The organism is Pseudomonas sp. GW823-FHT02C05, from assembly GCF_058797595.1.
This window is the reverse complement of sequence record NZ_JBXAJU010000001.1, coordinates 330,629-344,559: the sequence shown is the minus strand read 5'-3', so window position 1 is coordinate 344,559 and position 13,931 is coordinate 330,629. Positions and strand designations below refer to the sequence as shown.

12 protein-coding genes are annotated in these 13,931 nt (G+C 65.2%); 9 read left to right on the top strand and 3 right to left on the bottom strand.

All coding sequences use genetic code 11. The annotated features are described in order from the left end of the window. Positions 1-124 precede the first annotated feature (124 nt). From AC1RGE_RS01670 to AC1RGE_RS01655, 4 genes are all read left to right on the top strand, one after another. Positions 125-1,195 (top strand): AbrB family transcriptional regulator, encoded by a 1,071-nt coding sequence (locus AC1RGE_RS01670; protein WP_492583100.1) that lies wholly within the window; start codon positions 125-127, stop codon positions 1,193-1,195. Between the two features lie 278 nt (positions 1,196-1,473). After that, entirely contained in the window at positions 1,474-3,699 is a 2,226-nt protein-coding gene (locus AC1RGE_RS01665) for an LTA synthase family protein (protein ID WP_492583098.1), read from the top strand. 212 nt (positions 3,700-3,911) lie between these two features. Further along, entirely contained in the window at positions 3,912-5,543 is a 1,632-nt protein-coding gene (locus AC1RGE_RS01660) for a methyl-accepting chemotaxis protein (protein WP_011060626.1), read from the top strand. Positions 5,544-5,654: 111 nt separating this feature from the next. Next, positions 5,655-6,497 carry an NAD-dependent protein deacetylase gene (locus AC1RGE_RS01655; RefSeq protein WP_011060623.1) on the top strand — a complete coding sequence of 281 codons (843 nt, stop codon included), beginning with the start codon at positions 5,655-5,657 and terminating at the stop codon, positions 6,495-6,497. A gap of 3 nt (positions 6,498-6,500) precedes the next feature. Here AC1RGE_RS01655 and AC1RGE_RS01650 read toward each other — a convergent pair whose 3' ends face one another. After that, positions 6,501-7,403, bottom strand: a complete 903-nt coding sequence (locus AC1RGE_RS01650; protein WP_015635104.1) for a LysR family transcriptional regulator — start codon at positions 7,401-7,403, stop codon at positions 6,501-6,503. Between the two features lie 152 nt (positions 7,404-7,555). On the opposite strand from AC1RGE_RS01650, the gene AC1RGE_RS01645 reads away from it, so the two are divergent. Genes AC1RGE_RS01645 through AC1RGE_RS01635 form a run of 3 tightly spaced genes read left to right on the top strand, consistent with a single transcriptional unit; the run spans position 7,556 to position 10,140 of the window. Then, the gene (locus tag AC1RGE_RS01645; RefSeq protein ID WP_011060621.1) at positions 7,556-8,254 is read left to right on the top strand and encodes a CoA transferase subunit A; all 699 of its coding nucleotides are present in this window, start codon (positions 7,556-7,558) and stop codon (positions 8,252-8,254) included. Between the two features lie 36 nt (positions 8,255-8,290). Next, entirely contained in the window at positions 8,291-8,950 is a 660-nt protein-coding gene (locus tag AC1RGE_RS01640) for a CoA transferase subunit B (RefSeq protein ID WP_011060620.1), read from the top strand. An 11-nt stretch (positions 8,951-8,961) separates the two neighbouring features. Beyond that, positions 8,962-10,140, top strand: a complete 1,179-nt coding sequence (locus AC1RGE_RS01635) for an acetyl-CoA C-acetyltransferase (protein ID WP_077935048.1) — start codon at positions 8,962-8,964, stop codon at positions 10,138-10,140. A gap of 132 nt (positions 10,141-10,272) precedes the next feature. Here the strand turns inward: AC1RGE_RS01635 and AC1RGE_RS01630 are convergent, their stop codons facing one another. After that, positions 10,273-10,575: a hypothetical protein gene (locus tag AC1RGE_RS01630; RefSeq protein WP_492583096.1), complete on the bottom strand. Its 303-nt coding sequence runs from the start codon at positions 10,573-10,575 to the stop codon at positions 10,273-10,275. Between the two features lie 192 nt (positions 10,576-10,767). After that, entirely contained in the window at positions 10,768-11,712 is a 945-nt protein-coding gene (locus AC1RGE_RS01625; RefSeq protein WP_401260937.1) for a LysR family transcriptional regulator, read from the bottom strand. A 129-nt stretch (positions 11,713-11,841) separates the two neighbouring features. On the opposite strand from AC1RGE_RS01625, the gene lysA reads away from it, so the two are divergent. After that, the gene (gene lysA / locus AC1RGE_RS01620; RefSeq protein WP_011060616.1) at positions 11,842-13,074 is read left to right on the top strand and encodes a diaminopimelate decarboxylase; all 1,233 of its coding nucleotides are present in this window, start codon (positions 11,842-11,844) and stop codon (positions 13,072-13,074) included. A gap of 188 nt (positions 13,075-13,262) precedes the next feature. Beyond that, positions 13,263-13,916, top strand: coding sequence for a hypothetical protein (locus AC1RGE_RS01615; RefSeq protein WP_492583094.1), 654 nt, complete (start codon positions 13,263-13,265; stop codon positions 13,914-13,916). The last annotated feature ends 15 nt before the right edge of the window (positions 13,917-13,931 follow it).

Genomic DNA, 13,931 nt, shown 5'->3' with positions numbered 1-13,931 from the left:
CAATAGTTATGAGTTGATCACAATTAGAAACTGGACTTGATCAATCGCGCTATCAATAATTTGCTCCGGCGCAGGTTTTACCGCTCCCGCAACAGGAGTGGCCAGCGTCTTGGAGAGTCGTCCCTTGTCGCCATCGCTTCGTCTATCCCTGAATACCTGGCCCCAGGCACTGCAATGGCCGGCCTGGCTGTTGCTGGCCGGCATCAGCGGCCAGTTGCTCAAGTACCTGGAGATTCCCGCCGGGCAGTTTCTCGGGCCGATGCTCACGGCGATCCTGTTTGGCGTGTGCGGTGCCAGCATCCGCGTGCCGCGCCTGGCGTTTCTCCTGGGCCAGGGCTCGGTGGGCATGCTCGCCGCCCACTCCATGACCCTCGCCGTGCTCACGGCCATGCTCCAGTCCTGGCACGTGATGCTGGTGGCCACCCTGCTCACCGTCAGCCTCAGCGCCCTGGTGGGCCTGGTGCTGGTGCGCTTCGGCGCGATTGCCGCCAGCACCGCGGCCTGGGGCACGGCGCCCGGTGCGGCCTCGGCCATGGTGTCGATGGCCGACGAGTTCGGCGCCGACTCACGGGTGGTGGCCACCATGCAGTACGTGCGGGTGGTGTGCGTGGTGATGGTCGGGGCCCTCGTCAGCCACTGGATCGGCGCTCCGGCCAGCGGCAGCAAGGCCCACGCCAGCCAGATGGCCCTGCACGGCATGAGCCTGCCGAATGTTGGCCTGAGCATCGTGGCGATTGTCTGCGGTGTGCTCCTGGGTTCGCGGGTGCCTGCCGGGGCCCTGCTGGTGCCGCTGCTGCTGGGCGGCGCGCTGCAGGTCAGCGGGCTGTTGCAGATCAGCCTGCCGTCCTGGCTGCTGGCCTGTGCCTACGGCGCCATAGGCGGCTATATCGGCCTGCGCTTCGACCGCCCGACCCTGAGCTATGTGTTCGGCCACCTGCCGGCGATGATCGGCGGCGCCCTGCTGCTGATCGCCCTCTGTGCCCTCTCTGCCTGGGGGCTGGCCCTGTGGATGGGCAAGGACTTTCTCTCGTTCTACCTGGCCACCAGCCCCGGCGGCCTGGACGCCATGGCGATCATCGCGGTGGACACCCATTCGGATGTCGGCCTGGTGCTGGCGATGCAGACCCTGCGCCTGTTCGCGGTGATTGTCAGCGGCGCGTTTTTCGCCCGGCTGATCATCAAGTGGTCGCGATAGGTGCCGGAGCAAGCTCCCCTGCCCCCCCTACACTGCTTGCCCTTGATTGATCGGCATCAGCACCCAAGGCACATTTTTTTAACAACCTGAAATAGTAAATCCAAGCGGTGTGAAACCTGCCCCTGTTCGCCGCCAGCCTTCCAGGCTGGGGCTTTGCACGGATTCCACCGCCTCTTGGGGGCGATTCGCAAAGCCTGTCCCCAGGTCTTTCCTTGACGATTAAGAAACGTCTTGCCGTCAGCTCTTGTTAAGATCGCGCACATTTGCGTGAAGATTTGATGACAGGCAGGTTATTTGTGAAGTTGATCCGTCGTTGCCTAAAACACCCTCTTGCACCCCTGTGCGCCCTGTTCGGCCTGCTGTTGCTGCTGCCCATGGGCGCGCGCCTGGCCCTGGGCTGGTCCAACCCGCTGGGCTATCTGTCGGACCTGGCCAGCGCCAGCCTGCTGACCGTACTCCTGTACCGCCGGCCCTGGTGGCTGGCGCTGCCGGTGCTGCTGGTCTGGGCCCTGCTGACCCTGGTCAGCGCCGAGCTGGTAAGCGCCGTGGGGCGCATGCCCAACCTCGCCGACCTGCACTACCTGGTGGATCCGCAGTTTGTCGGCAACTCCACCGGCGGCGGCCTGACCCACCCGGACCTGGGCCTGGCGCTGTTGCTGGGGCTGGTGCTGTGGCTGGTGGTCCAGCGCGCCCACCGCGGGGTGCGCCCCCCGGCACTGCCGCGCCATAGCTGGAGCCTGCCGGTGCTGTTGCTGGTGGCCCACGGCGGCATCCAGTACCTCAAGCCCAGCGAAGCCGACCAGTGGCAACTGTTCAACCTGCCCCACCAGGCCCTGGCCACCGCCACCGGCCAGGCGCAGATGCAGGTGGAGGACTGGCTGCAAGGCGACGTCGCCGATGTCCCACCGCCCATGGCCGGGCTCACCCGCCTGGACCTGGAAGGCCAGCCGCTGCTGCCCAGCGCTGGCCGCGCGCGCAACGTGCTGCTGATCACCCTCGAAGGCATTCCCGGTGCCTATATCCGCACCAACCGCGAAGCCCTGAACAGCCGCTACCAGGAAGACCTGATGCCCAAGCTCAGCGCCTGGGCCGAGCGCGGCATGAACACCCCGGACTACGTGCTGCACAGCCACCAGACCATCCGCGGCCTGTACGCCATGCTCTGCGGCGACTACGACAAGCTCGACAACGGCACCCCCAAGGGCGTCGAGATGCTCACCCAGAGCCAGCGCAACCAGGCCTGCCTGCCGGCGCAGATGCACAAGTTCGGTTTCAACACCCACTACCTGCAGGGCGCCGGCCTGCGCTTCATGGCCAAGGACAAGATCATGCCGCACATCGGCTTCGATTCGACCCACGGCCTGGAGTGGTTCAAGAACGACAACTACCTGGAGTTCCCCTGGGGCAAGGACGACAAGGCCTTCTTCGAAGGCGCCCTGGGCTACGTCGACCAGCTGAAGAAGAACAAGAAGCCGTGGATGCTCACCCTGCTGACCGTCGGCACCCACCAGCCCTACTCGGCGCCCGAGGACTACCTGGAGCGCTATGAGACGCCGAAGCAGGCCGCCGTGGGCTACCTGGACGATGCCATCGACCAGTTCCTCACGGGCCTGGAGCGCAAGGGCGTGCTCAAGGACACCCTGGTGATCATTACCTCCGATGAGTCCCACGGCATCGACGGCGTGCGCCTGGCTTCGTCCTGGGGCTTCAACCTGATGCTCGCCCCGGACCAGGACCTGCTGCCCCATCTCAAGTCCGGCACCTACGGCCACGTCGACCTCAGCGCCTCGGTGCTGGACTACTTCGGCCTGCCGGTGCCCGCCAGCCTCAGCGGCCGCTCGCTGTTGCGCGACTATGCCCTGGGCCGGGAAATCATGTCCTACACCAACGGCAAGCTGCGCTACCACGATGGCCAGGGCACCTTCACCGAGTGCGACTTCCAACAGCGCTGCCGCTACTACGCCAGCCCCGGTTTCATCGCCGACAGCGCCAGCCTGCAAGGCCAGTACGGCGGCCTGCGGGCCCGGCAGATCAGCGCGCGTGCGGCGAACCTGGACCGCAGCCTGCTGCAGTCGCCGCTGAACCAGCACTACCAGTTCGGCAGCCCGGCGATCATCCCGCTGCAGGCACAGATCAAGGACGACTGGGCCGACAACCTGATCGGCGCCCAGTACCTGGAAATGCCCAAGGGCTCCCAGACCCGGGTGCGCTTCACCGTGCGCTCCGCCGACCCGCAGCAAAACGCCTACATCCTGCTCAAGGGCAAGGAGCTGGAACAGGACGTGCCCCTGGGCCTGCCGGAAGAAATGCTGGTCACACCCGACCAGCCGTTGCAGATGGACTTCAGCTTCGACAACCCGGAAACCCGCAAGGCCTTCTCCTTCCACCTGCTGGGCTATGGCCTGGGGGCAGTGGAAGTCAGCGACTTCAGCGTGATCACCGAGTTGCCGGGGCAGACCGAAAGCGACGACCCCGAAGAAGATAGCAACGCCCACTCCAGCTGACCCCTGCCGCACGCCGAGCCGCCCCCCTTGGGGCCATGCTCGGCGCGCCCTTCTGCATGCCCCGCAAAAATACTTTCCTGTACATGAAACTTTTTTTGTACAGGAAAAGTCGGACCGTTGATGTCATTTAAACATCATTGAGCTATCACGCTGCCTCATCGAGGCACGCCCCTGTGAAGCATTCAGTCAACGGTTTAGGAGCGGTCCTTCCTATGTTTTCCAATCTGAGCATTTCGCAAAAGCTCTATGCCGGTTTCGGCGTCGTCCTGCTGATCCTCCTGCTGCTGGTGCTGGCGGCCCTGCGCGGCTTCGATCAAGTCAGCAGCAGCGTCAAAAGCACCATCCACAGCCATGAAGTGCTGAACCAGTCCGACGCCCTCTTGCGCAGCCTGATCAATATCGAGACCGGCATGCGCGGTTATGCCCTGACCGGTCGCGACAGCTTCCTCGAACCTCTGGAACAAGGCGAAAAAGCCTTTACCGACTACTACGCCCGGATCAAGAGCAGCACCGCCGACAACCCCGAGCAGCAGGCGCGCCTGGAGCGACTCAAGGCCCTGCACGACCAGTGGCTGCGCGAGGACATCCAGGGCAACCTGGCCCTGCGCCGGGCGATCAATGCCGGGACTCAGCCGGCCACCGCCATGGCCGAGCAGATCAGCGCCGGCCGCGACAAGGCCAAGATGGACGCCATGCGCCAGCTCACCAATGAGTTGCGCGAAGCGGAAAAAAGCCTGCAGGACGCCCGCAGCCAGGCCATGGACAACGCCAAGGCTTCGGCCCTGGCGATCCTGCTCGGCGGCGGCATGCTGGCGGCACTGCTGGCCATGCTCGTTGCCTGGTCGCTGTCGAGCAACCTGGTCGGACGCATCCGCCAGTCCGTGGAAGTGGCCGAGGCCATCGCCGCCGGCCACCTGGACAACCGCATCAGCACCCAGGGGCGCGATGAAGTCAGCGAGCTGCAGCAGGCTTTCGCCGCCATGCAGGAACGCCTGCGGTCGATGATCAGCCAGATCAAGCTGGGAGCCGAGCAACTGGTGAGCGCCTCCCAGAGCATTTCCAGTGCCTCGCTGCAGCTCTCGGCATCGGCCCAGGAACAGTCCCACTCGGCCTCATCCATGGCCGCCACGGTGGAAGAACTGACGGTGAGCATCAACCATGTGGCGGACAACGCCGGGGACGCTCATGCCCTGTCCAGCGAATCCGGGCGCCAGTCCGAGGAAGGCGGCAGCGTGATCCAGGACACCCTGGGCAGCATGCGCCTGATCGCCGAGACCGTGCAGGCTTCGGCCACCCAGATCGGTGAACTGGGCCAGCATGCCGAACAGATCTCCAGCATTGTCAGTGTGATCAAGGGCATTGCCGAGCAGACCAACCTGCTGGCCCTCAATGCGGCCATCGAGGCCGCCCGGGCCGGCGAGCAAGGCCGTGGCTTTGCCGTGGTCGCCGATGAAGTGCGCCTGCTGGCCCAGCGCACGGCCAATTCGACCCAGGAGATCACCGAGATGGTCGACAAGATCCAGCTGGGCACCCGGGAAGCGGTGAGCAGCATGGACGTCGGAGTCAATCAGGTGAAAAGCGGCGTCGAACAGGCCCAGCAGGCCGGCGAGGCCATCGTCAATATCCGCACCTCCTCCGGCAATGTGGTGCGGGTGGTGGACCAGATCTCCCTGGCCCTGCGGGAACAGACCGCCGCCAGCCAGGATGTGGCGCGCAACGTCGAGCGCATTGCCCAGATGTCCCAGCAGAACAGCCAGGCCGTGGAGGAAACCACCGAGACCGCCCGCTCCCTGCAGCAACTGGCGCAGAACCTGGAACAGCAGGTGAACGTGTTCAGGCTGTAGATCTGGTGCCCTCGCCGGGGCGACCGCCCAGCCATCGACGCAAAACCCTGGCATCCCCGGGGTTTTGCGTTTATTCCTGATAACCGTCCCCTCTACAGACGAGCGCAGCCCATGATCGATCGCCCCACTGCCCCGCCGCTCGAACAACTCGCCGCCGCCATGCACGGCAAGCCGTTCATGGTCCTCACCGGCGCCGGTATCAGCACCCCGTCGGGGATCCCCGACTACCGCGACAGCGAGGGCGTGCGCCGTGGCCGCCAGCCGATGATGTACCAGGAATTCCTCGCCCAGCCCGAAGCCCGTCGCCGCTACTGGGCCCGGGCCATGCTCGGCTGGCCGCGCATTCGCCAGGCCCGGCCGAATGCCGCGCACCAGGCGTTGGCGCAATTGCAGGCCGCAGGCCGGATCGCCGGGGTGATCACTCAGAATGTCGATGCGCTGCACGACGAGGCCGGCAGCCTGGAGGTCATCGAGCTCCACGGCAGCCTGCAGCGGGTCTTGTGCCTGGACTGCGCCCAGCGCAGCCAGCGGGAGGCCATCCAGCAGCAACTGGAGGCGCACAACCCTTACCTGGCCGGCGTTGACGCGGTGCAGGCGCCGGACGGCGACACCCTGCTGGACCCGGCCTTCGAGGAACGCTTCCAGGTGCCCCATTGCCCCTACTGCAATGGCTCGCGATTGAAACCCGATGTGGTGTTCTTCGGCGAGAACGTGGCCGCGGCCACCGCGGCCCGGGCCTTGAGCGCCGTGCACGAAGCCGCAGGCCTGCTGGTGGTGGGTTCGTCGCTGATGGCCTATTCGGCGTTCCGCCTGTGCCGCGCCGTGGCCGAGCAAGGCAAGCCGCTGCTGGCCATCAACTTCGGCAAGACCCGCGCCGACGAGCTGCTGGACCTCAAGCTCGGCGAGCCCTGTGACCTGTTGCTGCCCCAGTTGGCCGAACGCCTGCTGCGTTGAGCCTCAGAGTAGCGCCAGGCGCTGGCCGAGGTTTTCCTCGCGCAGGATGTCGAACAGCGCCTGGGCCGCGGTGGACAGCTCGTCCCCCGGCTTGGTCAGTACACCAATGGCCCGCTCCACCACCGGATCGTGCAGGGTCAGGCAGTGCCCGCCCAGCTCGCGCATCTGCTGGGCGCACAACGCCGGCACCGCACTCACCCCCAGGCCGCTGGCGACCATGCGCCCCACGGTCGCCAACTGGTGGCTTTCAAACTCCACCGGCAGTTGCACGCCCCGTGCCCGCAGGTGATCTTCGAGCATCACCCGCACCGTGGACGGCCGCTGCAAGGTGATGAAGGGCTCCTGCAACAGCGCCTGCCAGTCGATCTCGCTGCGCCGGGCCAGGGGCGAATCCCGGGGCACCACGGCGACAAAGCGGTCGATGTACAGCGGGGTGAACACCAGCGAGGTGCTGTCCTGGGGCTCGAACGCCACCCCCAGCTCCACCTCGCGATCACGGACCATCTCCAGCACCTGCTCGTTGACCACGTCGTTGACCGTGACGTTGACCTGGGGATAGCGGGCCCGAAAGTGCTTGAGGATCGGCGGCAGCAGGTTGCCGGCAAAGGACGGCATCGCCGCCAGGGTCACCCGGCCTCGCTGCAGGGTGAAACGCTGGCGCAGTTCGTCCTCGGCGTTGTCCCAGTCGGCGATCAGACGCCGCGCCAGGGGCAGCAGGGCCTCGCCTTCCGGGGTCAGGGCCACATTGCGCGTATTGCGCGTGAACAGGCGCCCACCCAGACCTTCCTCCAGCGCCTTGATCGTCAGGCTCAGGGCCGACTGCGACAGGTGCAGCCGTTCGCAGGCCAGGGCAAAGCTCAAACTGTGGGCCACAGCCAGAAATGCCCGTATCTGTTTAACCGTCATCTGCCATTCTCTTGGGTGTATGCCGCCCTGGATTATGCTGCTTTTCCAATCAATCAACCTTAAAAATCAACTTAACAAATCAATCCCGCAGCGCAACACTGGCCCGCAAACGGCTGGCCAGCCGCCAACGAACAAGAAAGAGGAAGGTGCAAATGGCAGGTTTCGACAAGCGCGTGGCGTCCTACGAGGAAGCCCTGGAAGGTCTGCAAGACGGCATGACCGTGATCGCCGGCGGCTTCGGCCTGTGCGGTATCCCCGAAAACCTGATCGCCGAGATCAAGCGCCGCGGTACCCGCGACCTGACCGTGGTGTCCAACAACTGCGGGGTCGACGGTTTCGGCCTGGGCGTGCTCCTGGAAGACCGCCAGATCAGCAAGGTGATCGCTTCCTACGTGGGTGAAAACGCCCTGTTCGAGAAGCAGTTGCTCAGCGGCGAGATCGAAGTGGTACTGACCCCCCAGGGCACCCTGGCGGAAAAAATGCGCGCCGGCGGCGCCGGGATCCCGGCCTTCTTCACCGCCACCGGCGTCGGCACCCCGGTGGCCGACGGCAAGGAAACCCGCGAATTCAAGGGCCGCACCTACCTGATGGAAGAGTCCATCACCGGTGACTTCGCCATCGTCAAGGGCTGGAAGGCCGACCACTTCGGCAACGTGGTCTACCGCCACACCGCGCAGAACTTCAACCCCCTGGCGGCCACCGCCGGCAAGATCACCGTGGTCGAAGTGGAAGAAATCGTCGAACCGGGCGAGCTGGACCCGACGCAGATCCACACCCCCGGCATCTACGTCGACCGGGTCATCTGCGGCACCTTCGAGAAGCGCATCGAACAGCGCACCGTGCGCAAGTGATCGCCCTTCCCCAGCCCGACTAAAAGGACAACAAACATGGCTCTTACCCGCGAACAAATGGCTCAGCGCGTCGCCCGCGAACTGCAGGACGGCTTCTACGTCAACCTTGGCATCGGCATCCCGACCCTGGTGGCCAACTACATCCCCGACGGCATGGAAGTCATGCTGCAGTCGGAAAACGGCCTCCTGGGCATGGGCGCCTTCCCCACCGAGGACGAAGTCGACGCCGACATGATCAACGCCGGCAAACAGACGGTGACCGCGCGCATCGGCGCCTCGATCTTCTCGTCCGCCGAATCCTTCGCGATGATCCGCGGCGGCCATATCGACCTGACCGTGCTCGGCGCCTTCGAAGTGGACGTGCAGGGCAACATCGCCTCCTGGATGATCCCCGGCAAGCTGGTCAAGGGCATGGGCGGCGCCATGGACCTGGTGGCCGGTGCCGAGAACATCATCGTCACCATGACCCACGCCTCGAAAGACGGCGAATCCAAATTGCTCAGCCGTTGCAGCCTGCCGCTGACCGGCGCCCAGTGCATCAAGCGCGTGCTCACCGACCTTGCGTACCTGGAGATCGAGAACGGCGCCTTCATCCTCAAGGAGCGCGCCCCCGGGGTCAGCGTCGAGGAAATCGTCAGCAAGACCGCCGGCAAGCTGATCGTGCCGGACCACGTGCCTGAAATGCAGTTCGCCTGAGGAGCCCCATCATGCAAGACGTCGTAATCGTTGCCGCCACCCGCACCGCCGTGGGCAGTTTCCAGGGCTCCCTGGCGAACATTCCCGCCGTTGACCTGGGCGCCGCGGTCATCCGCCAATTGCTGGCCCAGACCGGCATCGACCCGGCCCAGGTCGACGAAGTACTCATGGGCCAGGTGCTCACCGCCGGCGCCGGGCAGAACCCCGCACGCCAGGCCGCGATCAAAGCCGGCCTGCCCCACGCCGTGCCCGCCATGACCCTGAACAAGGTCTGCGGCTCCGGCCTCAAGGCCCTGCACCTGGGCGCCCAGGCCATCCGCTGCGGCGATGCCGAGGTGATCATCGCCGGCGGCCAGGAAAACATGAGCCTGTCCAACTACGTGCTGCCCGGCGCCCGCACCGGCCTGCGCATGGGCCACAGCCAGATGGTCGACTCCATGATCAGCGACGGCCTGTGGGACGCCTTCAACGACTACCACATGGGCATCACCGCCGAGAACCTGGTGGAGAAATACGGCATCAGCCGTGAAGCCCAGGACGCCTTCGCCGCCGCTTCCCAACAGAAAGCCGCAGCAGCCATCGAGGCCGGGCGCTTTGTCGACGAGATCACCCCGATCCAGATTCCCCAACGCAAGGGCGAGCCGCTGACCTTCGCCACCGACGAACAGCCGCGCCCCGGCACCACCGCCGAGGCCCTGGCCAAGCTCAAGCCGGCGTTCAAGAAAGACGGCAGCGTCACCGCCGGCAACGCCTCGGCGCTGAACGACGGCGCTGCCGCGGTGATGCTGATGAGCGCCAGCAAGGCCCGGGCCCTGGGCCTGCCGGTGCTGGCAAAAATTGCCGCCTACGCCAACGCCGGCGTCGACCCGGCGATCATGGGCATCGGCCCGGTCTCGGCCACCCGCCGCTGCCTGGACAAGGCCGGCTGGACCCTGGACCAACTGGACCTGATCGAAGCCAATGAAGCCTTCGCCGCACAGTCGCTGTCGGTGGCCAAGGAACTGGAATGGGACGCCAGCAAGGTCAACGTCAACGGCGGTGCGATCGCCATCGGCCACCCGATTGGTGCATCGGGCTGCCGGGTGCTGGTGACCCTGCTGCATGAAATGATCAAGCGTGATGCCAAAAAGGGCCTGGCCACCCTGTGCATCGGCGGCGGCCAGGGCGTGGCCCTGGCGATCGAGCGCTAACCTCCGCGCAAACCGCCCTCCTTGTAGGAGCTGGCTTGCCAGCGAAGGCGCCCGTGAGAGCGCTTTCGCCAGCAAGCTGGCTCCTACGGGGAAGGCGTGCGCAGGATGGTCTTTGCCAGCGAGTTTTTCCCGCTATGCCAGGTCCAGCTGTACGCCATCCACGGCACCATCGACTGTCCATTGGCGGGCCCAGTCGCTGTCTTGAACCACACTGCTATGGCCCCGGTAGACGACGCTCAACTGGGCAGCCTGGGCAGCATTGGCATTGCAGATCAGATACAGGTCGGCACTGGCATCCGCTTGCAGGACATAAAGAACCACGTTGACTTGGGCAGGTATGTTGACGTTGGCCAGGTTGTTGCCCTGGGCGGTATTCCTGATGGCGACTTGCTGCGCAGCGGCGGTGTTGTTGCGTGCGTGAATGGCAATAGGCATTTTATTTGACTCCAGAACTGGTCAGGGGATTGAGTCGCTACGGTCCGGGCCTGCACCTGAGGCTTGCCACAAGATCAGCCGACCGCAGGGCTATCCTCGGTAACTGTCTGCCGCCATACGAGAGGGACATGTTTCCCTGAAGCGCCAACGCACCCTCTTCACCAACAAGCTGAACATTGGGCCACGCCCCCATCAGCCTGAGCGATTCACCCCTTGCCCTCCCTGCACTATCCGCCCGACCTGCTCTTGCAGTGCCTTGGCCTGGGTGCGCAGGGCTTCACTGAAACCCTCGACAAAACTCGACGAGGGCCGGTAATCCGGGCGGATCAGCATCACCCGATAGGGCACCGACAGCTGCAACGGTCGGATCGCCAGGCTGCGCCCGGCCTCTTCCATGGCACTCAAGGGGTTGATGATCGCCACCCCGAGCCGCTGGCGCACCATGGCGCACACCGAAGCTGCGTTGGTGGTTTCCACCACTATCCGGCGATCCACCCCGGCCTGGCGAAAATGCTCATCCAGGGTCTGGCGGTAGATATCCAGGCCCGAGAGGTTGATGAAGTCCTGGCCGCGAAAATCCGCAAGCGCCAGCCGTGGCCTGGCCAGCAGCGGATGGTCGTCCGCGAGGATGCAGACCATGTCGGCGCAGAACAGCAGTTCGCCCTGGGTGCCCCGGGGCAGGTGCTCGCTTTCGGTCAGGCCCAGGTCATGGCGCTGGGCACTGAGGGCCTCTTCCAACAGCGGCGATTCCTGGGCGGTGATGCTCAGGCCGATGCCCGGGTGCTGCGCCTGGAACTGCTTGCACACCGGCGGCAGCAGGGTCTGGGAGAACAGCGGCAGGCAGCTCAGGCTCAACTGGCCGTGCTCGAAGCGGCGGATCGACTGGGCCACGCTGTTGATCCGCTCCAGCCCCACATAGGCCCGCTCGACTTCCTCCAGCAACAGCAGGGCCTGGGCCGTGGGCAGCAGGCGCCCGCCTTCACGATCGAACAGGCGCAAGCCGGAAAGCGTTTCCAGCCGGGCCAGCTCGCGACTCACGGTGGGCTGCGAAGTAAACAGCAGGCGCGCGGCGCCGGTGACGCTGCCGGCCTGCATGATGGCGCGGAACACTTCGATGTGCCGCAGGGAGATGTCCATGGCGGGAAACTCGCTTAATCAACCAGCCCATATCAAATATGAATATCTTGGCAAAGAATAGATATTTTCTTGAATAGCCACCAACGGGCATGCTGCCTCCATTCCCACTGATCACAGATTGCATTCGCCATGGCCATTCCATTTTCCCCCGCTCAACTTGTCGCCGCCGCCCGCCAGTACGGCACTCCACTGTGGTGCTATGACGCTGCCACCATCCAGGCGCGCATCGCCCAGTTGCAGGCGTTCGACGTGGTGCGCTACGCCCAGAAGGCCTCGTCCAACCTGCACCTGCTGCGCCTGATCCGCGAGGCCGGGGTACGGGTCGATGCGGTGTCCCTGGGGGAAATCGAACGCGCCCTGCTGGCCGGCTTCAGCCCGGTGGATGCCGGCATCGTCTTCACCTGCGACCTGTTCGACGAGGCCACCCTGGCCCGGGTGGTGGAACTGCAGGTGGAAGTCAACGCCGGCTCCATCGACATGCTCCGCCAACTGGGGGAGAAATCCCCGGGGCACCGGGTCTGGCTGCGGATCAACCCGGGCTTCGGCCACGGCCACAGCCGCAAGACCAACACCGGTGGCGAAAACAGCAAGCACGGCATCTGGCACGACCAGATGAGCGAAGCCCTGGCGGTGATCCGCCAGCATGGCCTGCACCTGGTGGGCCTGCACATGCACATCGGCTCCGGGGTCGACTACGACCACCTGGAACAGGTGGGCGCAGCCATGGTGGCGGCGGTGAAATCCCTGGACCACGACCTCGAGGCCTTCTCCATCGGCGGCGGCCTGTCCACCCCCTACCGCGAGGGCGACACCCCGGTGGACGTGCAGCGTTACGCCAATGCCTGGAAAGTGGCGCGCCAGGAGATCGAGGCCTACCTGGGCCACGGCGTGCGCATGGAGATCGAACCGGGGCGCTTCCTGGTGGCCGAGGCCGGCTGCCTGGTCAGCGAAGTGCGGGTGGTGAAGACCGCCGGCCAGCATCATTTCGTGCTGGTGGACACCGGGTTCAACGACCTGATGCGCCCGGCCATGTACGGCGCCTACCACGGCATGAGCCTGCTGGACGCCGCCGGCCACCCGGTGGAGCGCCCGCAACAGCTGACCGTGGTCGGCGGCCCGCTGTGCGAGTCCGGCGACATCTTCACCCAGGACGACGAATGCCTGACCCCGCGCCCCCTGCCCCAGGCCCGGGTCGGCGACCTGCTGGTACTGCACGACACCGGCGCCTATGGCGCCAGCATGTCCTCCAACTACAACAGCCGCCCGCTGCTGCCGGAGGTGCTGTTCGAGAACGGCCAGCCGAAACTGATCCGCCGCCGCCAGCCACTGGCGGACCTGCTGGCGCTGGAACTGGGGCTGTAAGCCGCCCCTGGGTACTGACTGGCAAAGGGACACAGGGCACCCAGGCCCTGTGTTCGCCCAACCGCGTGTTCGAGGCGCCCCCCTGCCCTGGCAGCACTGAAAGTGCTTGTCCAGCCCGTTCCGTGGACAACGCTCCCCCCTTGGACTAAGAGTTAGGAGCCAGGAGTTCCTGGGCAAGGGAGAGCGCCATGTGCGAAGCAGACAAGGGCAAGAAAGAGCCTGGCAAGAGCGAGGGCGGCAGCGGGCTCACCTCGATCCTCAACCTCATTCCCAGCGTCTATTACGATCTGATTGCGCGGATCTGCCCGGGCATGGCGTTCTGGATCGTCCTGGCCTTCAAGTACCCCCACGAACAGCTGCAAACCCCCGATATTCTCGGCGGCGCCCTGTTGTTCGTGTTGATCATCCTCAGCTACGTGTCCGGTATCGTCTTCACCGGCTTCGCCCCGCTCTGGGACTGGCTATCCATCGCTACGCTGAACCGCTTCAGGTTCCTGGCGGCGCTGATAGGCCTGGCAGATGCCCCGGCATCCTCCAGCTTCGCCAGGTGGAAGGCGGTGACCAGGCAACTGGATGAAGTCATCCAGGCAGATGACGGCGCCGGCAGGACCCTGGTCAAGGCGATGGCGGAGGTCAGCCTCTGCCAGAACCTGTTGACCGGCTGTATCGCCCTGGCCCTGATCGAAATCGGCTTCAGCGCCTGTGGGGCGCTGTCCATGGTCCAGCATCCCTGGTTCAACGGCTTTAGCGCCCTGGCCCTGCTCGTGGCGATGTACATGCGCCAGATGATGTTTCTCGGGCGGGTGAGCCATCTGCACCAACTCCATGTGACAGGCCACTAGAGCAGGTGCGCCCAG